Source organism: Mesoterricola sediminis (genome assembly GCF_030295425.1).
Taxonomy (GTDB): Bacteria; Acidobacteriota; Holophagae; order Holophagales; family Holophagaceae; genus Mesoterricola; species Mesoterricola sediminis.
Genome location: NZ_AP027081.1, coordinates 3,140,059 through 3,162,719 on the forward strand (window position 1 = coordinate 3,140,059; position 22,661 = coordinate 3,162,719).

The window sequence follows — 22,661 nt, forward strand, 5'->3', positions numbered from 1 at the left end:
TCACGAACCTTGGAAGCCTCGACCTGCCCAGGGAGCGGTGGAAGGACCTGGCCGCGGTCCTGGACGTATCCCAAGCCTCCCCGCGCATCCCCTTGATCCCCGTTGAAAATACAGCCGGGATGGGGCGGCGCATCCGTTACCCGATTGCGCCGTCCCATCCCTGCGATTTCATTCGCCGGGGATGCACGGGGATGAACGGGGGTGCCTGGGATGCTGCCCCTGCTTCCTCGCCCTGACCCTCGCCTCTGCGCGCTCAATCGGCCAGTGTCGTGCTGGCTGTGGAGCGATCCGCTGTAATCGGTAGTGATCGTTCAAGTGGGTCGGAAGGTTGGGCTAGGCTGTGTTCGGAATCTATAGATTAGATAAATAGTGAACTTGTACTCATACGTAAAGGCTCGTACACCACGAATTTTCCTGGGGTACCGATGCCGAGAAGTTTCCTGACCGATGCCATGTGGGCAAAGCTTGAACCGCTCCTTCCGCCAGAGCGTGGAGGGATGGGGCGATCCCGTCACCCCAACCGTCCCATGGTGGAGGCGATCCTGTGGAGGCACAGGACTGGGGCGCCGTGGAGGGACCTGCCGGAGGAATTTGGACCTTGGACAAGCGTGTACACGCGATTTGAGGCCTGGACCAAGCGCGGCGTGTGGCAAAGGATCCTGGAGTTCCTGCGCAAGGAAGCCGACCTGGAGTGGGTCATGCCGGATGGCACCATCATTCGCGCTCATCAACATTCAGCAGGCAAAATAGTTAGTAAATCGGGCTCGCAGGAACACGAGCGTACGCCTTGACCGGCGCGCTGACGCGCAGCCCGATCTTACGTTCTTGGACAGGCCCGTAGCGGCAGGGGGCCGGCGCAACCGGGCTATGGGGATTTCGAAATGGGTCGGAGCCCGGGAGGGGACCCGATGGCTCCCTGGATCGTTCCGTGGGGCTCAGATCCGCCCTTCGGGATCACCGTTCCCGGCGGGATGCTGAGGTGCAGGCAGACCCCGGTCCAGCCACCCCAACCGGGCAGGCCGGGAGTTGATGTCATGGGCGTTGTGGGGACGGTCAGCATGGATCGTCCTCGGGCGGTGCGCGGATGGTGGCGGGCAGGGGTGTCCGACGGAGGGCCCCGCCGCAGACCGGGCAGGTCTGGGATTCGCGTTCCACCCGTTCCAGGTCGGATGGATCCTTCCGGGGCTTCTTGCAGGTCCCGACGATGGCCCTGGCCTTCTCCAGAAGGCCGCCAGCCTGGAGGGAGCCGTAGAGGCCGGCATGACGGATCTTGTGGAAGCCCGGGGGGAGGACGTGCTGGACCAGGCGCTCGAGGAACTCCACGGGGTGGACCGTTGCAGTGTTGCCGTTCTTGGTGGCGAACGTCACCCGGTCCTCGGTGACGTCCAGGAGCCGGGAGTTGGCGATGCCGACCCGGTGGGTGTACCGGGCCAGGTAGCCGGCCACATGGCTGGAGTGCCCGAACGGCTTCTTGGCGTGGACGCCCCAGTCCAGATCGCTGACCGTGGCCATCCGACTGGCGTAGAGTTCCTTCGGGACCTCAGGGAAGGCGCCCTTCGCCTGGAGCCGGCCCAGGGCGTTGAGCATCTTGGCCCGGAACACCTCACCCATCATGGCCACCGGGAACAGGTAATTCTTCCCGCTGGGGATGAAGCCTCCGCCGTCGAGGGCGAGGCCCCCGGCGGTGACCAGCACATGGAGGTGGGGGTGGAAGGTCAACTCCCGGGTCCAGGTGTGCAGCACCAGCAGCAGGCCGGGAATGGCCTTCAGTCGGCTCCGGAACAGCTTCAGGAGGGTCTTCGTCGCTGCCCGGAACAGGGCGCCGTAGAACTTGGCCGGATACTGCCGGGCCAGGAACCGCAGTTCCGCCGGGAGGGTGAACACCAGGTGGAAGTGGGGCACGTCCAGGAGGCGCTGGGTCTCCTTGTCGAGCCAGCGTTCCTGGGCCAGGGCCTGGCACTTGGGGCAGTGCCGGTCCCGGCAGGAGTTGTAGGCGATCCGCTCGAAGTCACCGTGCTCGCAGACCTCCTTGTGCCCGCCCAGGGCCGCGGTGCGGCATTGGCCGATGGCCGTGAGGACGCGGCGCTGCTGCCGGTTCAAGGCAACCCGGCTTTCCAGGGCGTCGCGGTGGAGGCGGACGATGTCGGCGATGTCGAAACGGGGTCGGGTGAACCCCACCGCCCTACTCCGGCAGGTCCTCCAGAGGGCTTCGCACGGCGGCGATCTGGCCTGGCGCCACCTGGGTGTAGATCTGGGTGGAGGTGATGCTGGCGTGGCCCAGGACCACCTGGATCTTGCGCAGGTCCTCGCCGCTCTCCAGCAGGTGGGTCGCGAACGCGTGGCGCAGAAGGTGGGGGTTCACGAACTTGCCGATGCCGGAGACGGCCGCTGCGCAAAGGAGGGCGCGCCGGGCGGTGTCCGCGCAGAGGGGCCCTCCCGACTTGGAGGCGAACAGCCAAGGCTTCGGGGGCTGCATGTGCTTGTAGTAGGTCCGCAGCGCCCGGTAGAGCTTGGCCCCCATGGGCACCATCCGGTCCTTGCCGCCCTTTCCATCGCGGACGTGGATCACCTGCTGCATGGCGTCGATGTCCCGGGTCTCGAGCCGGCAGGCCTCGTTGATCCGCAGGCCGGTGGCGTAGACCAGAGTGAAGAAGGTGCGGTATTTCGTGGTGGTGAACCCGTCCAGCAGCCGCGCAACCTCAGCCTGGCTCAAGGTGGAAGGCAGGTGGGCCTTGGCCTTGGGGACGGTGATCCAGGCCACCTTCTCGGGCTGGCCCAGGGTCCGGGCATAGAGGAACTTCAAGGCTGAGTAGTGGAGGGCCAGCCGGGAGGCTCCGATGGCCTGCTGCCGGAGGACGTCCACCCACCGCCGCACCGATTCCTGGCTGGCGTCGCATGGGTCGTGGCCAAGGAATTCCTCGAAACGCCTCACCGATGCGACGTACTGCTGGATCGTCTTATGGGCGCGGTTCGCCATTTGAAGGTCCCCGGCGAACCGGGACAGAGATAAACTGACCGCCATTGCAGTCCTCCATGAATGTGGGGCTGGTGCTGTAACACCGCCACATCCATGGGGACTGCAAGCTGTAGATCCCGCAAGCCTTATTGGACGATCAGGCTGGACGGACGCTGATCACCCCTGCCGCGAAGCGGCTTCGTCCAAGGGGGGGCTCTGGAACCAGGCGCTCGGACAATCTCGGGGTGGATGCTCGACCAAGATCCATTTGATCTGCGATGCCCACGGTGATCCTTTGGATTTCCTGGTCACTCCGGGGCAAGCCCATGAAAGCCGGTCTGCTGAAGGATTGCTGTGCGGTTGGCAGGCAGAGTACGTGTCCGGAGATCGGGCCTACGATGGGAACCCGGTAAGGAAGGCGATCGAGGCCATGGGTGCGACAGCCGTCATCCCACCTCATCCCCGGCGCAAGAATCCGGCGGCCTGGGTCTCACACCTATACAAGGCCCGTCATGCCATCGAGCATGGGTTCGCCAAGCTCAAACAGTTCAGGGCGCTGGCCACCAGGTTCGACAAAACGGCGCGAAGTTTCTCAGCCCAGGTGGCTTTGGCCTGCATCGTGATCTGGCTGAGGCTATGAGCGGAGGGTGACAAGCGTTCCGGATCCTCATTGATCCTATGAAACGCGGAGGCGCGGAGGATCTCGCAGAGGGTCGCGGAGGAAAGCGCTCCTGGAACCTGCCACCTCCCAATGACACGTCCCAACGGGAGGCGTGATGGGAAGGCATTGGGGAGAGGTCGACGGGGAGGATCATCCGCACAAGGAGATCACCCAGGCCATCATCGGGGAGGCCATCGAGATCCAGAAGGCTCTGGGGCACGGACTCCTGGAAGATCCCTACAAGGTCTGTCTGGCGCACTCCCTGAGACTGGCCGGCCATAAGGTGAAGCGGGAGGTTTTCCTGGATATCGAGTGGAGGGGGCTTGTGGTTGAGCGGGCCTACCGGCTGGATTTGCTGGTTGACGACCTCGTGGTCGTGGAGGCTAAGAAGTGGTAACAAAACCAGTGCTTTCCGCCGGCGATTACCATGCTTCATCTCCTCCATCCCGACCATCGGCGTTCATCCCTGTTACGCAGGGCCGAGGCATAGATGGGTCGGCGCATGTAATGGGCGCACCGACCCATGCCATCGCTGGCCCTGCGTAACAGGGATGAACGCCGATGGTTGGGATCAACGGGGATAGGGCTGGGGCTACTTCCAGCGCATTACCATCCCAGGGCAGAGAAGCAGATGAGGCTGGCTGCAACCTTGAGGAAGGCTAGGTGGATATCGGCCCGCCTTTCGTAACGAACCATGAGGCGCCTGAAGTGCTTGAACCACGCGAAGGTCCGCTCGACTACCCAGCGATGCTTGCCAAGTTTCTCTGCGGTCTCGACCCCTCGCCGTGCAATGCGGGAGAGCATGCCCCGGACTTTGCAGGCCACCCGGCAGCGGCGGAAGTCGTACGCCTTGTCGGCGTGCAGTTTCCTGAAACGCCGGCGGGGGCGCCCACGACCATGGCGAATCCCTGGCACCGCATCGATCAGCTTCTCGAATGGGACCGAGTCATGCTGGTTCGCAGGCCCCACCAGCACGGCCATCGGGATGCCATTGGCATCGGTGATCAGGTGGTGCTTGGTCCCGTTCTTCCCTCGATCCGTGGGGTTCGGGCCGATCGCTTGGCCCCCCTTTTTGCCCTGATGCTCGAAGCATCCAGGGCGCCGCGCTCCCAATCGATTCGGCCTGCGTCGTTCAACTCCTCAAGCAGGATTCGATGGAGGTCGTCCCACACGCCGAGGTCATGCCACTCCTGGAGTCGGCGCCAGCATGTCATGCCACTGCCGCAGCCCATCTCCTTCGGCAGATCCGCCCAGCGGATGCCAGTCTTCAGGACGAACAGGATTCCCCGCAAGGCGTTGGGGTTGGGCACAGGAGGCCGCCCTCCCTTCGGCTTCGGCACGGGCGGAGGCAAAAGCGGAGCGATGCGTTCCCAGAGCTCAGAGGGCAAGATTTCTCGGGCCATCCAAGTACACTATGCACTCTTTCCTTGATGTACAAGGGGTTTTGTTACCACTTCTAAGGCGGAATGGAGGTCGGCCTGCTCCTCAATTTCCGTCAGTGGCCTTTCAAAGACGGTGGAATCAAGCGGGTGATACATACAAGGGCTTGATCCTTTCTCCGCGAGCCTCAGCGAGATCCTCCGCGCCTCCGCGTTCCAATAGGATGCTGCGAATGCGCGGCGCCATCAGGCACTGCAGCACAGACTCACTATTCCAGCTCCTCCATGCTCCGGCACGGATGGGTATTAGCCATTACTATCCTAGATTCCGAACACACCCTAGATCAAGTCCAGGGAAAGGTCGTCGAGGTCGACGTACGTGCACTCCTCCAGGATGGCCTGGAGGCCCGCCCCGGCCTCCGGGAAGGCGGCCGCGAAGGTCGCCAGGTTCGCCGCGCAGGCCGCCTCCTGCGCCATGTGGGCACGGGTTTCGGGGAAGTCGAGGGGGTCGATGATCTCGATGGAACGGCGGCGGGCCCGGGGCGAGTCGGGAAGGATCTCCGAGGGCCCGGCCGCCAGAATCGTCCGCGACGCTTCGGCGTAGTTGTTCCCGTCGCCGGCCGCCCAGTGCAGCTGCAAGCCGAGGTGCACGTTCGCGTCGTCATCCAGCGTATCGGTGTCCACGCGGGTGAGGATCTCAAGGTCGCCCGTGTCCGTCACGCGCTGGAAGGCGGGCGTCAGGGTGACCTCCACCGCGTGAGCGGGAAGGGTGGCGGCGAAAAGCCCCAGGGAGAAACCCGCCACGCGAACGGCGTGCCGCGACAGGGAGGGAAGGAAGGACATGACGAACTCCAGAGGGATGGGGCAAGCGCCCGCATCGGGTGACCGCGCGCGCCGGCGGGAGTTCCGCTCCCGACCTCGGCCGCACGTTCAATACCTGCCCCGGACAAACAAAAGGTTCATGGCAATTCCGTCCCGCCCCCGGGGGCCCTCTGGCATGCTGGAACCCCGGAGCGCACGTTGGCCCCCGTCCCGTCTTCCCGCAACCCCACCCCCCCCGCCGGACCCCTCCCCGCAGCGCCGGGCCGCCCGGAAAGGGGCGCCTGACATGGCGGCGCCCCGGCGGGAGCGCCAGGCCCAGAAGCGGCGGGAAGCCCTGGAGCGGGCCCTGGCGGCCGCGCCGGGGACCCTCACCCCCGTGGACCTGGAGGCGGCCTTCTTCTTCGATCACCCGGACCTGGTGGCGGGCCTGGGGGAGGTCCTCCAGCGCCAGGGCCTCGTCGCGGCCTTCGAGGCCTATGCCCGCCACCTGGAGGAGGAACGGGACCTGGCCCTGCGCAGGCTCGCCCGCATCGAGGCCGATCCCCCCCTGCGCGCCCTGCGGGCCGCCAAGGACGAGGACCTCCTCGCCCTGCTCGCCGCCCATTTCCGCGCCTGGGGGGCCGCCGGGGTCCACGGCGAGCGCGTCGCGGACCTGGAGGCGGCCCTGGCCCTCGCCGCCCTCCGGAACGCCGAACGCGCCTGGGTGCGCGGCAACGGCCGCCCCGTCCTGCCCGTCCTCGTCCAGGAAGCCTTGGCCGTCCTCTGGCCCGCCCTCTACGCCCACGCCCGCCGCCACGGCGGGTGAGCCCCTGGCCCAGGGCATCGGGGGGCCTTCACAACCGCTGCCGCGGGGGCCTCAGGGCGCGGGGGCCATCGCCGCCACCCGGCCGGCGCGGTCCAGGGTCACCGGCTGGAAGTCACAGCCCTCCCCGGCACAGACGAGGCTGCCCGTGTTCCAGCACCGCAGGCGGCGGCCCGAGGGCAGGGTCAAGGGACGGCCGGCCAGGCTCTGGTGGGTGTGCCCGAAGACCAGGTCGTCCACGCGGAAGCCCCGCAGGCTGTCGTCCTTGGCCGCGCAGGCCATGAACGCGTCCAGGCGCGCGGCGTTGCGGGGGTCCTCCAGGAAGGCCCCCTCGCCCCGCACGGTGGGCATCACCCAGCCCGCCTCCGACCGACGGAGGGCGAGGCCCACCACCCGCTTCAGCAGGTACAGCTGGAAGTCGAGGAGCCGGTCGCTTCCCCACTCCTGGAGGCCCGCCTTCCAGCGGGGCTCGGCCTTGAAATCCAGGGCGCGGTCCATGAGGTCCCGGATGGCGTCCATGATCCGCTTCACCTCGGGCGGCTCGTGGCCGGCGCGGATCTGGTCGTACATGCGCTGGAGGGTCCCGCTGAGCGGGCCCACCTGCCCGAGGGCGAAGTTCAGGAAATCCGTCAGGCTGGCGTTCAGCAACTCCAGGTAGTAGAAATCCAGGCCGCCCGGCAAGGGCGGATCCAGGGCCGGGCCGAGCACCTCGCTGAGGAGGGTCCAGGCCAGTTGGAAGAAGTGCCCGTGGGTGACCAGGAGGGCCGTGCCGTCCCCCCGGAGCACGTGCAGGGCCGGGTAGGCGACGTTCACGGGGATGCGACCCCGGGTGAGGCCGGAGACGAACACGTCGCCGGTGTACGGCCCCTGGACCCCCTGGATGGCGAAGGCCGGCGTCGCCCCCCGCAGGTCCAGCACCGCGCAGGCGGCGTGGGGCATGGGGAACACCACGCTGCCCCCCGGCACGGCCGGCGCCCCCTTCAGCTTCTCCAGGGGCCGGATGACCGTGGTCTGCATCTGGACCCAGCTCCACAGGACGTGGTCGTGGTTCCCCGGCAGGAAGAGGATCTGCTCGAAGCGCCGCTCCACCTCCGCCGCGTCGAAGAAGGCCAGGGAGAGGGCCGCCACCTCGTCCATGTTGCGGATGGACACGTCCCAGAAGTCGCCGTTGATCACCAGGTGGGGAATGCGCGCCCCGGCGCCCTCGGCGGCGAGGCGCGCGTCCACCTGGGCCATCCAGTCCAGCCAGTCCCGGCGCACCCGGACCCCCCCCAGGTCCGCATAGCCGCTGCGGGGGAAGGGCGACACGACCCCGGAGGGGTCGCCCAGGTGGACATCGGACACGATGACGGCCAGCGGCAGGGCCATGGAACCTCCCCGGGCCCCGCGGGGGGCCCGGCCCTTTGGATTCCGGCCCCGCCTCCCCCATCCCCACCCGCCCGGGCCAGGCCGGGGGCCGCCGGGACAGGTTAATAAATAATTTAAATTCATATCCGCGTGGACTCACGGGCCGAGACCCGGGCGATGCCACGAATTTGCACAACGAATTGCAAATTTTGCAACATCATCGATCGCCCAGAAGGCAGTCCAGGCATGAATCGTTTCCTGGATGCAAATTTTTCATCCACAAACAAAAATCTTCAACCTGGGGCCCGGAAAGGAAGCTATGATTATCTCTTAAAATCTGGAGACATTCAAGACTGTATCCTGCGACGACTTCGCACTAATCTCATCGGAATGCCGAACGAGGGGGGTCCGACGGACCCCTGCCCCCAGGCAGGGTGGGGAGGCCGCATGCTCGCGCACTTGATCTTGAAGGATGGAACCTGCTTCAACGGGTTCGCGCCCCTGGGGCGGGGCGGCGGCGGGGAGGTGGTGTTCACCACGGCCATGGCGGGCTACCAGGAGATCCTCACCGACCCCAGCTTCGCCGGACAGATGGTCTGCATGACCTTCCCCGAACAGGGGGTGTACGGGGTGCACGGGGACCTGGACGAGGCCCCGCGCCCCTGGGCCGCCGGCCTCATCTGCCGGCGCCTCACCCTCCAGCCCGATCACACCCGCGCCCTCGGGGACCTGGCCGGCTGGCTCAAGCGCCACCGCATCCCCGTCATCACCGAAGTGGACACCCGCGCCCTCACCCACCACCTGCGCGACGCCGGCGCCCAGCCCGGCCTGGTGTGGACGGAGGCCGACGGCTCCCTGGCCGGGGGCAAGGCGGCGGCGGCCCAGCTCGCCGACATGTCCGGGCAGGCCCTGGCCGGCGAGGTGAGCTGCCGGGACCGCTACGAGCTCCTCACCCCCGGCGCGCGCTTCCGGGTGGCGGTGCTGGACGGCGGGATCAAGGGGTCCATCCTCCGGCAGCTCTCCGCGGCCGGCTACGACCTGGAGGTCTTCCCCTGGGACGCCCCGGCCTCCGAGCTCACGGCGCCGCGCTTCCACGGTCTCTTCCTCAGCAACGGCCCCGGCGATCCCGACGCGCTGCCCGGCATGCGCAAGGAGGTGGAGGCCTGCATCGGCCGCATCCCCATCTTCGGGATCTGCCTCGGCCACCAGCTGCTGGGCCTGGCCTTCGGCGGGCGCACCTTCAAGCTGAAGTTCGGCCACCGCGGCGCGAACCAGCCCGTGCTGGACCTGGCCACCCGGCGCATCGAGATCACCGCCCAGAACCACGGCTTCGCCGTCGACGACGCGAGCCTCCCCCCCGAGGTGGAGGTCACCCACCGCCACCTCTCGGACAACACCGTGGAGGGCCTCGCCCACCGGCGGCTCCCGGTCTTCAGCCTGCAGCACCACCCGGAGGCCTCCCCGGGGCCCCACGACGCGCGGGGGGCCTTCGCCAGGTTCGGCCGCATGATGGAGGCCTTCCATGCCTAGGAATCCCGAGATCACCTCCGTCCTCGTCCTCGGCGCGGGCCCCATCCAGATCGGCCAGGCCTGCGAGTTCGACTACTCCGGCACCCAGGCGCTGAAGGCGCTGCGGGAGGAGGGGGTCCGCACGATCCTCCTCAACTCGAACCCCGCGAGCATCATGACGGACCCGGAGCGGGCCGACGCCACCTACCTGGAGCCCCTGACCCTGGCGGTGCTGGAGAAGGTCATCGAGCGCGAGAAGCCCGCGGCCCTGCTGCCCACCGTGGGCGGCCAGACCGCCCTCAACCTGGCCATGGAGGCCCACCGCGCCGGCATCCTCCAGCGCCACGGGGTGCGGCTCATCGGCGCCCAGCCCGAGGCCATCGCCCGGGGCGAGGACCGCGAGCAGTTCAAGGCCCTCATGGACGACCTGGGCCTCGAGACCTGCAGGGGCGGGTTCGCCCACAGCATGGAGGAGGCCCGGGAGCTGGCCAGGCTCACCGGCTTCCCCGCCATCCTGCGCCCCAGCTTCACCCTGGGCGGCTCCGGCGGCGGCATCGCCTACAACGTGGAGGAGTTCGAGGCCATCGCCCAGAAGGGCCTGGACCTGAGCCCCATCCACCAGGTGCTCGTCGAGGAGAGCATCCTCGGCTGGAAGGAGTTCGAGCTCGAGGTCGTCCGCGACCTGGACGACAACGTGGAGATCATCTGCGGCATCGAGAACCTCGACCCCATGGGCATCCACACCGGCGACTCGATCACCGTCGCGCCCATCCTCACCCTCACCGACCCCGAGTACCAGCGCATGCGCGAGGCCGCCAAGGCCGTCATCCGGGGGGTCGGGGTGGAGACCGGCGGCAGCAACATCCAGTTCGCCCTCGACCCCGATTCGGGCCGGATCATCGTCATCGAGATGAACCCCCGCGTCTCCCGCTCCTCGGCCCTGGCCAGCAAGGCCACCGGCTTCCCCATCGCCTGGGTGGCCACCAAGCTGGCCCTGGGCTACCGGCTCTGGGAGCTGCCCAACGTCATCACCGGCCGCACCAAGGCCGCCTTCGAGCCGGTGCTGGACTACGTGGTCGTCAAGGTCCCCCGGTTCACCTTCGAGAAGTTCCCCGAGACGGAGCCGGTGCTCGGCATCCAGATGAAGAGCGTAGGCGAGACGATGGCCATCGGCCGCGGCTTCCAGGAGGCCTTCCAGAAGGCCCTCCGGAGCCTCGAGGAGGGCTACCAGGGGCTCGCCGGCGGCCTCGAGGGCCGCCTCGACCTCTCCCGCCTCAAGGAGCACCTCCTGACCCCCGGGCCCCAGCGGGTCTTCTGGATCTACCAGGCCCTGAAGGCCGGCCACACGGTGGAGGAGCTCCACCGCCTGACCCGCATCACCCCGTGGTTCCTCCAGGAGATGGAGGAGATCGTGGTCCTGGAGGGACGCCTCAGGGGCTTCCCCCTGCAGCGGCTCCCGGCCGAGCTCATGGAAAAGGCCAAGCGCGCCGGCTTCACGGACGCCCAGATCGCGGCCTTCTGCGGGGCCCGCGAGGCGGACGTCGCCGCGCGGCTGAAGGGCTTCGGCCTCGTCCGAGCCGTCAAGCGCATCGACACCTGCTCGGGCGAGTTCCAGGCGGAGACGCCCTACCTGTACCAGACCTGGGAGCAGGTCAGCGAGGCCCCGCCCACGGGCCGCCCCAAGGCCATCGTCCTCGGCAGCGGCCCCAACCGCATCGGCCAGGGCGTCGAGTTCGACTGCTGCTGCGTCCAGGCGGTGGAGGCCATCCGGGCCAAGGGCGTGGAAGCGATCCTCGTCAACTGCAACCCCGAGACCGTCAGCACGGACTTCGACATCTCCGACCGCCTCTACTTCGAGCCCCTGGCCTTCGAGGACGTCAAGGCCATCGTGGACCGGGAGGCCGCGGGCGGCCAGCTCCTGGGGGTCTTCACCCAGTTCGGGGGCCAGACCCCCCTCAAGCTCGCCGGACGCCTCCAGGGCGCCGGCGTCCCCCTCCTGGGCACGGACCACAAGGCCATCATGGACGCCGAGGACCGCAAGCTCTTCGGGGAGGTCCTGCGGAAGCTGGAGATCCCGGCCGCCCCCTGGGGCACGGCCGTGAGCCCCGCGCAGGCCCTGGAGGTGGCCGGGCGCCTGGGCTACCCCGTCATGGTGCGCCCCAGCTTCGTGCTGGGCGGCCGGGCCATGGCCATCGTCTTCGACGAGGCGGGCCTGGAGAAGTACATGCGCGAGGCCTCCCTGGTCAGCGACGACCGGCCCGTGCTCATCGACCGCTACCTGGAGAACGCCCAGGAGCTGGACGTGGACCTGGTCTGCGACGGCGAGCGCGCCGTGGTGGCCGGCGTCATGGCCCACATCGAGGAGGCCGGGGTCCATTCCGGCGACTCCTACGCCGTCTTCCCCCCGCTGGGGGTGGAGGAGGCCGTCCTGGAGCAGGTCAAGGCCATGAGCCGCGCCCTCGCCTTCGAGCTGGGCGTGCGCGGCCTCCTCAACCTCCAGTGGGCCCTCAAGGACGGCGTCCCCTACTGCCTGGAGGCCAACCCCCGCGCGAGCCGCACCGTGCCCTTCATCTCCAAGGCCACCGGGGTCAACTGGGCCGGCGTCGCCGCCCGCATCGGCCTGGGCGAGTCCCTTCGGGAGCAGGGCGTCGAGGATGGCAAGGCCCTGGCCGTCGCGGTGAAGGGCGTGGTCTTCCCCTTCGCCAAGTTCCCGGGCGTCGACCCGGTGCTGGGGCCGGAGATGCGCTCCACCGGCGAGGTCATGGGCCTGGGCGAGAGCTTCGGCGAGGCCTACGCCAAGGCCCTCCAGGCGGCGAACATGAGCCTGCCCCTCTCGGGCACGGTCTTCCTCAGCGTCAGCGACCCGGGCAAGCCCATGCTCCCCGAACTGGTCCGGCGCCTCGTCTCCCTCGGCTTCGGCCTCTGCGCCACCGAGGGCACCGCCCGGGCCCTGGAGGCCGCGGGCTACCGGGTGCGCCGCATCCACAAGGTGAACGAGGGCCGCCCCCACGCCGTGGACCTCCTCAAGAACGGCGAGATCCAGTGGGTGATCAACACCCCCAAGGGCAAGAACGCCTTCTCGGACGAGGACAGCATCCGCCGCCAGGCCCTGCGCCTCAAGATCCCCTGCGTCACCAACATGAGCGCCGCCCTCGCCGCCTGCGAGGCGGTGGAGACCCTGCGGGGCGAGGTGCGGGTGCGCAAGCTGCAGGAACTGTAGGCCCTTCCCCCCTGGGACCGGCTTTCCGTCCCGGCGGGCCTGGATGATCTATGCTCGTTCCATGCGGATGCTGATCCTCTGCCTCGCCGCGGTCGCGGGCTTCGCCCAGGGGCCCGCCCTCCCGGAGCGCCTCCGGGACCTGGCGGCGTCGCCCCGCTTCGCCCGGGTCCACCTGGGCGTGCACGTGCGGGACCTGGACACGGGGCGGACCGTCTTCGCCTGGAACGCGGACAAGGGCTTCGTCCCCGGCAGCTGCGCCAAGCTCTTCACCTGCGCCTCGGCCCTCTGCGGCCTGGGGCCGGAGGCCACCTTCCGCACCTCGGTGGCCGCGGCCGGGCCCCTGGGCGCCGACGGCACCCTGGCCGGCGATCTCCTGCTGGTGGGCCGGGGGGACCCCATGCTCCTGGCGCGCCGGAACGACGGTCCCTGGCGGCCGGATCCCCTGGAGGCCCTGGCGGACCAGCTCGTCCGGGCCGGGCTCCGGCGGGTCCGGGGCGACGTGGTGGGCGACGGCCGCTGGTTCAGGACCCGCCCCTGGGGCTCGGGCTGGGAGATCCAGGACCGGGCCTTCGCCTACGGCGCGGACGTGTCGGCCCTCACCGTCCACGACAACATGGTCGACCTCCGCATCTACCCGGGCCCCGCCCCGGGGCGGCCCTGCTTCCTCTTCCCCCAGCCCGGCCTGGGCCTCCTGCCCCTGGCGAACCGGACCGCCACCGGCCCCGGTCCCGCCATCGACCTGGCCTGGGAGGGGGACACCCTCGTGGTGACGGGCGCCCTGCCCCCCGGCGCCCCGCCCCTCACCCTGGCGGTGCCCGTGCGGAACCCCGAGGCCTTCGCGGCCCGCCTCCTCCGGCGTTCCCTGGAACGGCGGGGGGTCCAGGTGGACGGGACCGCCCGGGCCGTCCGGGACTCCGATCCCACGCCGGGCCGGGAGTTGGCCGGCCTGGACTCCCGCCCCCTCAAGGATCTCGTGCGGGCCACCCTCAAGGCCTCCAACAACCTGTACGCCCAACTCCTCCTCCTCCAGCAGGGGCGGTCGGAGGCGGCGGGCCTCGCGGCGGAGCGGACCTTCCTGGAGGCCGCCGGCATCCGGGAGGGGGTGATCCTGGAGGAGGGCAGCGGCCTGTCCCGCAAGAACCTGGTGGCGCCCGAGGCCCTCACGGCCCTCCTGGCCACCCTGGACAAGCGCCCGGAGGGCCCCGCCTTCCGGGCCGCCCTGCCCTTGGCCGGGGTGGACGGCACCCTCCAGGCCCGCATGGGCGGATCCGCGGCCGTAGGCCGGGTCGCCGCCAAGACCGGCACCCTCCGCTTCACCCATGGCCTGGCGGGCTACGCCGAGGGCCCCGGGGGCACCCGCCTGGCCTTCGCCCTCCTGCTCAACGGGGACCCGGCCCCCGATGCCCGGGAGGTCCTGGACCGCTTCGTCCTCCTGATGGCGGAGACGGCCCCCTGAGGATCCGCCCCCCCGGTCCCCGCTTCCGGGAGTACCATGGGCCTATGATGGCGCCTTCCACCCTGCGCCCACCCCTGACCTGGCGGCGGGCGGCCCTGGCCTGGAGCAGGCGGCTCCTCCTATGGGGCGCGGCCGCCGTCGCCCTCGCGGCCCCGGATCCTTTCCAGGCCGCGCGCCCCCTCACGCGGTTCAGCGATTCCCGGGCGGGGCTCCCCGCCGACACCGTCCACGCCCTGCTCCTCGACCGCCAGGGCACCCTCTGGGCCGGCACCGTGGACGGGCCGGCCCGCCACACCGAGCGGGGCTGGGAACCCTTCCCCCTCCCGGGGGGCAGCCGCTCCTCCTTTGTCCGCACGGTCCTGGAGGACCGCAGCGGGGCCCTGTGGTTCGGCACCCAGGACGGGGGCCTCTGGCGGTGGCGGGCCGGGGCCTGGACCCACTTCGAGGGGGGGCGGGACCTGCCCTCCAACCGCGTCAACTGCCTGCTGGAGACCGCCGGACCCGGGGGCGCCCCGGAGGTGTGGGCCGGCACCAGCCGGGGCGTCGCCCATTTCGCGGAGGGGCGCTGGCTCCCCCCGGACCCCTCCCAGGGCGGCCTGTCCGACATGATCTGGAAGCTGCGGGAGGTCCGGGAACGGGACGGCAGCACAAGCCTCTGGGCGGCCGGCCACACCGGGATGTTCGCCCTCCGGTCTGGCGTCTGGCAGCGGGTGGGGAAGGACCTCCCGGCCCTGCGCCGGGGCGCCAGCGACATCCTCCAGGTGCCCACCACCGGGGGCCCGCTGGAGGTGTGGGTCGCCTGCTGGGGCTATGGCCTCGCCCGCTGGGACGGGGCGGCCTGGTCCCTGTACCCCGCCCCCACCCACTTCCCCAGCCCCTTCCCGACGAGCCTCGCCCTGGGCGACGGTCCCGACGGCAAGCCTGCCGTCTGGGCCGGCACCTTCGACGCCAGCCTCGCGTGGTTCGGCGCCGGGGCCTGGCACACCTTGAACCACGGGGAGCTGGGGCCCACGTCCGGCATCTACGCCCTGAAGAGCCTGCCCGGCACCCGGCCCGATTTCATCCTGGGCACCCGGGGTTCGGGCGTCGGCTTCCTGGACCTGGGCGGCTGGCGGATCCTGGACGAGCGGTGCGGCCTGCCCAGCGCCGAGGTGAACACCTTCGCCGAAACCGGGGAGGGGTTCTGGATCGGCACGGCCCGGGGCCTGGTCCGGTGGGGGAAGGACGGTCCCCGGCCCGAGCGCGTGCGCCCCGACCTGGCCAATGTCTTCGTGAGCACCCTCCTGGCCACCCGCGAGGCGGGGCGGGAGCGGCTCTGGACGGGCACCCTCCGGGGGCTCTTCGTGCGGGAGAACGGCCAATGGCGGGCCGAGACCCCCCTGCCCGTGCTCCGGGCCATGGTCCACGCCCTCGTGGAGACCCCGGCCCCGGACGGCGGCACCCGCCTCTGGGCCGCCACCGGGAACGGGGTGGCCTGCCGGGAGCACGGCCAATGGCGCCAGGTCCTGCCCCGGCCCGGAGAGCCGGAGTTCACCGCCCTGTCCCTGGCCGTGTCCGGCGGCCGGCCGGATGATCCCGCCGTCTGGGTGGGCACCGGGGGGCGGGGCCTCCTCCGCCTGCAGGGGGACAGCCTCACCCTGAACGTGGGCGGCGGCAGCCTGCCCAACCCCTCTCTCTACGGCCTGGTCGCGTCCACGGGTCCCGGCGGCCGCACCTGGCTGTGGGCCGCCACCCCGGGCGGCGGCATTGGCCGCCTGGAAACCGGGGCCGCCGACCCCCGCTGGGAGATGTTCACCACCACCAACACCCCCGGCCTGCCCACCCCCTTCATCTCCGGCCTGTTCAAGGACCGGGAGGGCCGGCTCTACGCCCTGACGACCCGGGGCATCGCCCGCATCACCCTGGGCACCCGGGACGGGCTCCCGGTGCCCACCCAGCTGGAGACCTTCACCACGGGGGACGGCCTGCCCACCAACACCCTGGCCGCCAACACGGGCTTCCAGGACCGGGCGGGCCGCATCTGGGTGGGCACCGCCAAGGGCGCCGCCGTGCTGGACCCGTCGTTGGAGCGGCCCTCCGCCCCCCTCCAGACCCCCGCCCTCACCCGGATCCTGGTGGACAACCGGGCCTGGACCGGCGACGGGCCGCTGGTCTTCCCCCACGGCGTGCGCCGCCTCGTGCTGGAATTCCGGGTCTCGGCCCTGCACCGGCTGGAGGACGTGCGGTACCGCACCTGGATCCGGGGCCTGGAAGGGGAGGCCGCCCCCTGGCAGGCCGAGCCCCGCCGGGAGTTGACCGGACTGCCAGCCGGACGATACGAACTCCAGGTCACCGCCCGGAACCACGCCGGCCAGGAGACCGAGGCCCTCCGCATCCCCTTCCGGGTCCTGCCCGCCCCCTGGGCGACCCCCTGGGCCTTCGGGGCCTACGCCCTGGCCGCCCTGGGCCTGGGCCTGGCCGTGGTGCGCTGGCGGACCCGCTGGCTGACGGCCCACAACGAGGCCCTCCGGAACGAAATGCGCACCCTGGAGGGGCTCATCCCCGTCTGCTCCTACTGCAAGAAGATCCGCAACGATTCCGGTTCCTGGGACGAAATGGAGCACTTCCTGGCCCGGCGGAGCGGCGCGAGCTTCTCCCACGGGGTCTGCCCCGAGTGCCGGGACCAGGTCCGGTCCGAATTCCGGAAGGACTGAGGGAAAAGGGGGGGGCCGGTCCGTATTTTCCCTGGGAACCCAAGGGGTTCCACGATAGTCTGTCAATTCTGCCGGACGCATGTGCCGGGATTCCAGCCCCCCAGGGAGGGGGCAACTTTTCGAGGTGGACGAATGTCCCAACTTTCAACACTCATCAAGGGCAAAGGCTCCAAGCAGCTGGGCCGGATCACGGTGCTCGACGCGTCGCTGCTGGAGGACGAGACCCCTGAGTCCCAGGAGTTTCTCGATGCCCTTCAGGGTGAGACCCGGGCGCTCCGCGAGGAGGAGGTCGTCCGCGGCGTGGTCGTCGAGATCCGCGGCAAGGACGTCATCATCGACATCGGGTACAAGGGCTCGGGCACGGTGAACCTGGACGAGTTCAACAACCCCGACGGCACCGTCGGCGTGGCCGTCGGCGACGTGGTCGAAGTGCTCCTCGAGCACCTCGAGGACCAGAACGGCAACGTCCGCCTGAGCCGCGAGCGCGCCGAGAAGATGAAGATCTGGGACGAGGTGGAGAAGGCCTTCCGCGCCAACCTCACCGTCCACGGCGTCGTGCTGGAGAAGGTGAAGGGCGGCCTGGCCGTCGACATCGGCATCCGCGCGTTCCTGCCCGGCAGCCAGGTCGACACGAAGCCCGTGCGCAACCTGGATCCGTACCTCGGCAAGTCCTTCGACATGAAGGTCATCAAGGTGAACCGCCGCCGGGGCAACATCGTCCTGAGCCGCAAGCTCTTCCTCGAGACCATCAACGCGAACCTGAAGGAAGAGACGCTGGCCGGCCTCGAGGAAGGCAAGCTGGTCGAGGGCACCGTCAAGAACATCACCGAGTACGGCGCCTTCGTCGACCTCGGCGGCGTGGACGGCCTGCTGCACATCACCGACATGTCCTGGGGCCGCCTGAACCACCCCAGCGAGATGTTCCAGGTGGGCGACAAGGTCGAGGTGGCCATCCTCAAGTACGACAAGGACACCGAGCGCGTGTCCCTGGGCTACAAGCAGAAGTTCGCCGATCCCTGGCTCACCGTCGAGGACCGCTACCCGGTCAACGCCACGGTCAAGGGCAAGGTCGTCTCGATCACCGACTACGGCGCCTTCGTGGAGCTGGAGCCCGGCGTCGAGGGCCTGGTGCACGTCTCCGAGATGAGCTGGACCAAGAAGGTCAAGTCCGCCAAGGGCATGGTCAACCTCGGCGACATGGTCGAGGCCCAGATCCTGCAGGTGGATCCCGAGAGCCGCCGCATCAGCCTCGGCATGAAGCAGATCACCCCCAACCCCTGGATGGAGGTCGCCGAGAAGTACCAGATCGGCCAGGTGGTGAACGGCACCGTCCGCAACATCACCGAGTTCGGCGCCTTCGTCGAGCTGGAGGAGGGCATCGACGGCCTGATCCACGTCTCCGACTTCAGCTGGACCAAGAAGATCAAGCACCCCGGCGAAGTGGTCAAGAAGGGCGACACCGTCACCGCCAAGGTCCTCAGCCTGGATCCCCTGAACCAGCGCATGAGCCTGGGCGTCAAGCAGATGGAACCCAACGTCTGGGAGATCTTCTTCGAAGGCCACCACGTGGGCGACACCATCACCGGCCGCATCGCGCGCCTGACCGACTTCGGCGCCTTCGTCGACCTCGGCGAGGGGATCGAGGGCCTGGTGCACGTCTCCGAGCTCAGCCGCAAGCGGGTCGAGGAGATCACCAAGGAGTTCGCCCCCGGCCAGGAGCTCACGATGAAGATCGTGAAGCTGGATCCCACCGAGCACCGCATCGGCCTCTCGGTCAAGCAGTACGAGATGGACCAGGAGCGCGGCGACCTCGAGGCCGCCAAGAGCAGCCTGCAGCCCTTCAAGAAGGCCACCCTGGCTGACGCGTTCAAGAACGTGGAGCGCGAGGACTAGTTCCTCCGCTTCCCCAGAAAAGGCGCCCGCGAGGGCGCCTTTTCGTTGTCGAAGGGGTCTGAGCCCGCAGGGCGAAGAAGAAGGCCACCCTGGCTGACGCGTTCAAGAACGTGGAGCGCGAGGACCAGGCTTCCCCCTTTCCTTTGTTCCCGCGGCCCTCCGGGCGATAATGGGGATCTGCCCCGGAGCCCCCATGCGCCTTGCCGCCCTCCTGCCCCTCGCGTCCTGCCTCCTGCTCGCCCAGGCCCCCCGGGAGGCCGATCGCCTCGCCCAGGAGGGGCATTGGCTCCCGGAGAAGTGGGCCGCCCACGCGGCCCTCCTCGGCAAGCCCGCCCCGAAGCTGGACCTGTCGGGCTGGATCAACGGGGAGGTCCCGCCGGCCGCCCTGAAGGGCAAGGTGGTCATCGTGGACTTCTGGGCCACCTGGTGCGGCCCCTGCCTGCGCTCCATCCCCCACAACAACGAGATGGCCGCCAAGTACAAGGACCGCGGCGTGGTGCTGGTCGCGGCGTGCGGCAGCGGCCGCGGCGAGGAGAAGATGCCGGACGTCGTGAAGGACCGCGGGATCCGCTACCCCACGGCCCACCCCACCGCCGAGACGACCCGTGCCTGGGGCGTGGCCTACTGGCCCACCTACGCCGTCATCGACCGCACGGGCACCCTCCGGGCCCTGGGGGTCCAGCCCGAGTACGTCGAGCGGATCGTCGACGCCGTCCTCGCCGAGGACGCGCCGGTCCGTTGAGCCCCGCGGGGGGCGCGGACCCGCGCCCAACTGTGCGATGATGCGGGGGAGGACTTCCATGGAACCCCACCCCGAGAGCAATGGGCGCGCGGCGGAACTCGCCAACAGCCTCACCCACGGCATCGGCGCCGCCCTGGGCGTCGCCGCCCTCGTCCTGATGGTCGTTTTCGCGAGCCTGCGCGGCACCGCCCGGCACATCGTGGGGGCCGCCATCTTCGGGTCGGCCCTCGTCCTGCTCTACACCATGAGCACCCTCTACCACGCTTTCCGGGGCCCCCGGGTGAAGCGGGTCTTCAAGATCCTGGACCACAACGCGATCTTCGTGCTGATCGCCGGCACCTACACCCCCTTCTGCCTGGCGTCCCTGCGCGGCGGCTGGGGCTGGAGCATCTTCGGGGTCATCTGGGGCCTCGCCGTCCTGGGCATCACCTTCAAGAGCATCTTCATCAGCCGCCTGGGGTGGCTCTCCACCGCCGTCTACCTGGGCATGGGCTGGCTCGTGATCATCGCCGCGCGGCCCCTGGCCGCGTCCCTGTCGCCGGGCGGACTCGCCTGGCTCCTGGGCGGCGGCGTCTTCTACAGCGCGGGCGTCGCCTTCTACGCCTGGAAGTCCCTCAAGTACCACCACGCCGTCTGGCACCTGTTCGTGCTGGGCGGCAGCCTCTGCCACGTCGTGGCGGTGCTCTTCTTCGTCATCCCGAGGCCCGCGTGAGCCTGGACCGCGTCCAGGGCCTCCCGGGCCACGAGGCCTGGGGGGGCCGCCTGGAGGCCCTGGCCGGCCATCCCGGCCCCCTCTGGATCTTCGGGGAGACCGGCACCGGCGTGAGCACCCTGGGCGCGTGGCTGGCGGGGACCTCGGGCCGCGCCTTCCTGGACGACGCCGACCGCCTCTCGGAGGACGATCTCCTGGCCTGGCTGGACGCGAACCCCCGCGGCGTCCTGGGCGCCCACCTGGACCCCGAGGCCCCGGCCCGGGCCCGGGCCGCCTCCCGCTGCCTCGCCTTCCGCCTCCCCACCCTGGAGGAGGCGCCGGACAGCGTGCAGCGCTGTTTCTGGACCCTCGCCCGGGAGGAGGCCGTGGCGCCGCCCCTGCCGCCGGCCCTGGCGGCCCTGCCCTGTCCCGGGAACCTGCGGGGCCTCCGGAACCGCCTCGTGCGCTGGCGGCTCCTGGGCCAGCTCCCCGAGGACCCGGCGCCCCGGCTGCCCCTGGACCAGGACGACCTGGCCGCCAATCTGCACGCCCTCGAGCGGCTCCTGCTCCACCGCGCCCTGCGCCGCGCCTATGGCAACCGCCTGGAGGCCGCCAAGCGCATGGGCGTCAGCCGCCGTCACCTCTACCTCCTCATCGCCCGCCACGGCGATCCCGTCCGGGGGGAGGCGCCCACCCACGAGGGGCCCAAGCGGCTCCGGCGCTCCCAGCATTCCCGGAATCCGCTCCATCCCTGATAATGGTCCTAGGACAAGGCTGAACATGGCGAACCCTTTGCGAGTGCTTGTTGTGGACGACGACCCCGGCATGAGGGAGGGCATGGCCCTCAGCCTCAAGCGCGCCGGCTTCGTCACGGAGCAGGCCCGTTCGGGCGAGGACGCGCTGCGGCTGACCCGGCCCGGGGCCTTCGACGCGGTCGTCACCGACCTGCGCATGACCGGCATGGACGGCCTCCAGCTCACGGCCCGCCTGAAGGCCCTGGATTCGGGCCTCCCCGTGCTCCTGGTGACGGCCTTCGGCAGCCTGGACACGGCCCGCGAGGCCATGCGGCTGGGCGCCTTCGACTACCTCTCCAAGCCCTTCGGGCCGGACGAGCTGGTGCAGGCCGTGAAAAAGGCCATCCGCAGCGACGACCGCCTGCGGGCCGAGGCCCCCGGCGAAGCGCCCGTCATCCTCACCCAGGACCCGGCCCTGGCCGAGACCCTGGCCCTCGCCCGGCGCGCCGCGGACAGCAAGGCCACCATCCTCATCCAGGCGGAGAGCGGCACCGGCAAGGAGCTCCTGGCCAAGCTCATCCACGCCTCCAGCCCCCGGCGCAAGGCCGCCTTCGTGGCCATCAACTGCGCGGCCATCCCCGAGAACCTGCTGGAATCCGAACTCTTCGGCTATGAGAAGGGGGCCTTCACCGGCGCCACGTCCGCCAAGCCGGGCCGCTTCGAGCAGGCGGAAGGCGGGACCCTCGTCCTCGACGAGATCGGCGAGCTGCCCCTGGCCCTTCAGGGCAAGCTGCTGCGGGCCATCCAGGAGCGCACCGTGGACCGCCTCGGCGGGAGCCGGCCCATCGCCGTGGACGTGCGGCTCATCGCCCTCACCAACCGGGACCTGGCCACCGAAGTGAAGGAAGGCCGGTTCCGGGAGGACCTCTACTACCGCCTCAACGTCATCCCCCTGCGCCTGCCCCCCCTGCGGGAGCGCCCCGCCGACCTGGAGCTCCTGGCCCTCCACTTCGCCGAGCGGTACTCCCGGGAGAACGACCGCCCCACACCCGCCCTGGCCCCCAGCTTCCGGGAGGCCCTGGGCCGCCACGGCTGGCCCGGCAACATCCGGGAGCTGGAGAACGCCATCCAGCGCTGCGTCGTCCTGAACCCGGGCGACGCGCTCACCGGCGCCGACCTGGCCTGGCTCCTGGGCCCCGAGGGCCTGGAGGGCCTGCCCGACGATGCCGAGCTCCCCCCGCCGCCCGTGATGGCCGCCCCCGCGGCGCCCCTCCCCGCCCCGCCGCCGCCCCCCGTCCCGGCCGGCCGGGACCTGCGCGTCGCCGATCCCCACGAGCCCCTCAAGGGCGTGCCCCTGGGCACCCTCGTGGCCCTGCCCCTGGGCATCCCCCTGCCCGAGTTGGAGCGGTTCTGGCTGCTCTCCACCCTCTGGGCCCTGGAGGGGAACCGCACCCACTGCTCCCAGAAGCTCGAGATCGCGCTGCGCACCGTCCGCAACAAGATCAACGAGTACCGGGAGGCCGGCTTCGAGATCCCCGCCAGCGGCCACGGCCGGGACACCGACTAGGGCAGGCCGCCGGAACCGGAGCCGCCCCTCACCCTGACCTCGGCCGGGAGGGCCGCTCGAGCCGCGCCCGATCAACCGCCGCATCCGGGCCGAGGCGGCTTCGGGGTCCAGCGCGCCGAACGCGGGTTGGTGAACATCAACAATAACAATTATTGAAGATCCTTCCTCCGGAACCGGGCGCCCCCCGGC

General features: G+C 70.0%; 18 protein-coding genes. 13 read left to right on the top strand and 5 right to left on the bottom strand.

Annotated elements, in window-relative coordinates; all coding sequences use genetic code 11:
• Window positions 1-425: 425 nt before the first annotated feature.
• The gene (locus R2J75_RS19955; protein WP_394365849.1) at window positions 426-791 is read left to right on the top strand and encodes an IS5 family transposase; all 366 of its coding nucleotides are present in this window, start codon (window positions 426-428) and stop codon (window positions 789-791) included.
• A 262-nt stretch (window positions 792-1,053) separates the two neighbouring features.
• Here the strand turns inward: R2J75_RS19955 and R2J75_RS13770 are convergent, their stop codons facing one another.
• Window positions 1,054-2,178: an IS91 family transposase gene (locus tag R2J75_RS13770; protein ID WP_316410089.1), complete on the bottom strand. Its 1,125-nt coding sequence runs from the start codon at window positions 2,176-2,178 to the stop codon at window positions 1,054-1,056.
• Window positions 2,179-2,182: 4 nt separating this feature from the next.
• A complete protein-coding gene (locus R2J75_RS13775) occupies window positions 2,183-3,022 on the bottom strand; it encodes a tyrosine-type recombinase/integrase (RefSeq protein ID WP_316410090.1) in 840 nt (279 codons plus the stop codon).
• An 82-nt stretch (window positions 3,023-3,104) separates the two neighbouring features.
• Here R2J75_RS13775 and R2J75_RS13780 point away from each other — a divergent pair, with 82 nt between their 5' ends.
• Together R2J75_RS13780 and R2J75_RS13785 are read left to right on the top strand one after the other, a co-directional pair.
• Entirely contained in the window at window positions 3,105-3,596 is a 492-nt protein-coding gene (locus R2J75_RS13780) for an IS5 family transposase (protein WP_316411607.1), read from the top strand.
• Window positions 3,597-3,732: 136 nt separating this feature from the next.
• Window positions 3,733-4,014, top strand: a complete 282-nt coding sequence (locus R2J75_RS13785) for a GxxExxY protein (protein WP_316410391.1) — start codon at window positions 3,733-3,735, stop codon at window positions 4,012-4,014.
• A 209-nt stretch (window positions 4,015-4,223) separates the two neighbouring features.
• On the opposite strand, the gene R2J75_RS13790 is transcribed toward R2J75_RS13785, so the two are convergent.
• Window positions 4,224-5,020, bottom strand: a protein-coding gene (locus R2J75_RS13790) for an IS5 family transposase (protein ID WP_394365840.1) whose coding sequence is annotated in 2 segments (ribosomal slippage) — window positions 4,224-4,684 and window positions 4,684-5,020 — 798 coding nt in all. Because the reading frame shifts where the segments join, the coding sequence is not laid out codon by codon here.
• A gap of 315 nt (window positions 5,021-5,335) precedes the next feature.
• On the bottom strand, window positions 5,336-5,839 hold the full coding sequence (locus R2J75_RS13795) for a hypothetical protein (RefSeq protein WP_316410393.1): 504 nt from the start codon (window positions 5,837-5,839) through the stop codon (window positions 5,336-5,338).
• Between the two features lie 265 nt (window positions 5,840-6,104).
• Between R2J75_RS13795 and R2J75_RS13800 the strand changes: the two genes are divergently transcribed.
• The gene (locus tag R2J75_RS13800; protein ID WP_243331499.1) at window positions 6,105-6,623 is read left to right on the top strand and encodes a hypothetical protein; all 519 of its coding nucleotides are present in this window, start codon (window positions 6,105-6,107) and stop codon (window positions 6,621-6,623) included.
• Window positions 6,624-6,674: 51 nt separating this feature from the next.
• On the opposite strand, the gene R2J75_RS13805 is transcribed toward R2J75_RS13800, so the two are convergent.
• Window positions 6,675-7,988, bottom strand: coding sequence for a metallophosphoesterase family protein (locus R2J75_RS13805; RefSeq protein ID WP_316410394.1), 1,314 nt, complete (start codon window positions 7,986-7,988; stop codon window positions 6,675-6,677).
• A 426-nt stretch (window positions 7,989-8,414) separates the two neighbouring features.
• Between R2J75_RS13805 and carA the strand changes: the two genes are divergently transcribed.
• The 9 genes from carA (at window position 8,415) to R2J75_RS13850 (ending at window position 22,472) form a co-directional block, all read left to right on the top strand.
• On the top strand, window positions 8,415-9,497 hold the full coding sequence (carA, locus tag R2J75_RS13810; protein WP_316410395.1) for a glutamine-hydrolyzing carbamoyl-phosphate synthase small subunit: 1,083 nt from the start codon (window positions 8,415-8,417) through the stop codon (window positions 9,495-9,497).
• Window positions 9,490-12,696 carry a carbamoyl-phosphate synthase large subunit gene (carB, locus tag R2J75_RS13815; RefSeq protein ID WP_243346164.1) on the top strand — a complete coding sequence of 1,069 codons (3,207 nt, stop codon included), beginning with the start codon at window positions 9,490-9,492 and terminating at the stop codon, window positions 12,694-12,696. Before carA ends, carB begins: the two co-directional genes overlap by 8 nt.
• 61 nt (window positions 12,697-12,757) lie before the next feature.
• Window positions 12,758-14,152, top strand: a complete 1,395-nt coding sequence (dacB, locus tag R2J75_RS13820) for a D-alanyl-D-alanine carboxypeptidase/D-alanyl-D-alanine endopeptidase (protein WP_243346163.1) — start codon at window positions 12,758-12,760, stop codon at window positions 14,150-14,152.
• 47 nt (window positions 14,153-14,199) lie between these two features.
• Complete coding sequence (locus R2J75_RS13825) at window positions 14,200-16,845, top strand: ligand-binding sensor domain-containing protein (RefSeq protein WP_316410396.1); 2,646 nt, start codon at window positions 14,200-14,202, stop codon at window positions 16,843-16,845.
• A gap of 132 nt (window positions 16,846-16,977) precedes the next feature.
• Window positions 16,978-18,738, top strand: coding sequence for a 30S ribosomal protein S1 (locus R2J75_RS13830; protein ID WP_243331475.1), 1,761 nt, complete (start codon window positions 16,978-16,980; stop codon window positions 18,736-18,738).
• 193 nt (window positions 18,739-18,931) lie between these two features.
• Window positions 18,932-19,480, top strand: a complete 549-nt coding sequence (locus tag R2J75_RS13835; RefSeq protein WP_316410397.1) for a TlpA family protein disulfide reductase — start codon at window positions 18,932-18,934, stop codon at window positions 19,478-19,480.
• A gap of 58 nt (window positions 19,481-19,538) precedes the next feature.
• Entirely contained in the window at window positions 19,539-20,192 is a 654-nt protein-coding gene (trhA, locus tag R2J75_RS13840) for a PAQR family membrane homeostasis protein TrhA (RefSeq protein ID WP_243331473.1), read from the top strand.
• The gene (locus R2J75_RS13845; RefSeq protein WP_243331472.1) at window positions 20,189-20,926 is read left to right on the top strand and encodes a helix-turn-helix domain-containing protein; all 738 of its coding nucleotides are present in this window, start codon (window positions 20,189-20,191) and stop codon (window positions 20,924-20,926) included. Before trhA ends, R2J75_RS13845 begins: the two co-directional genes overlap by 4 nt.
• A gap of 25 nt (window positions 20,927-20,951) precedes the next feature.
• Window positions 20,952-22,472: a sigma-54-dependent transcriptional regulator gene (locus tag R2J75_RS13850; protein WP_279342688.1), complete on the top strand. Its 1,521-nt coding sequence runs from the start codon at window positions 20,952-20,954 to the stop codon at window positions 22,470-22,472.
• Window positions 22,473-22,661: the final 189 nt, after the last annotated feature.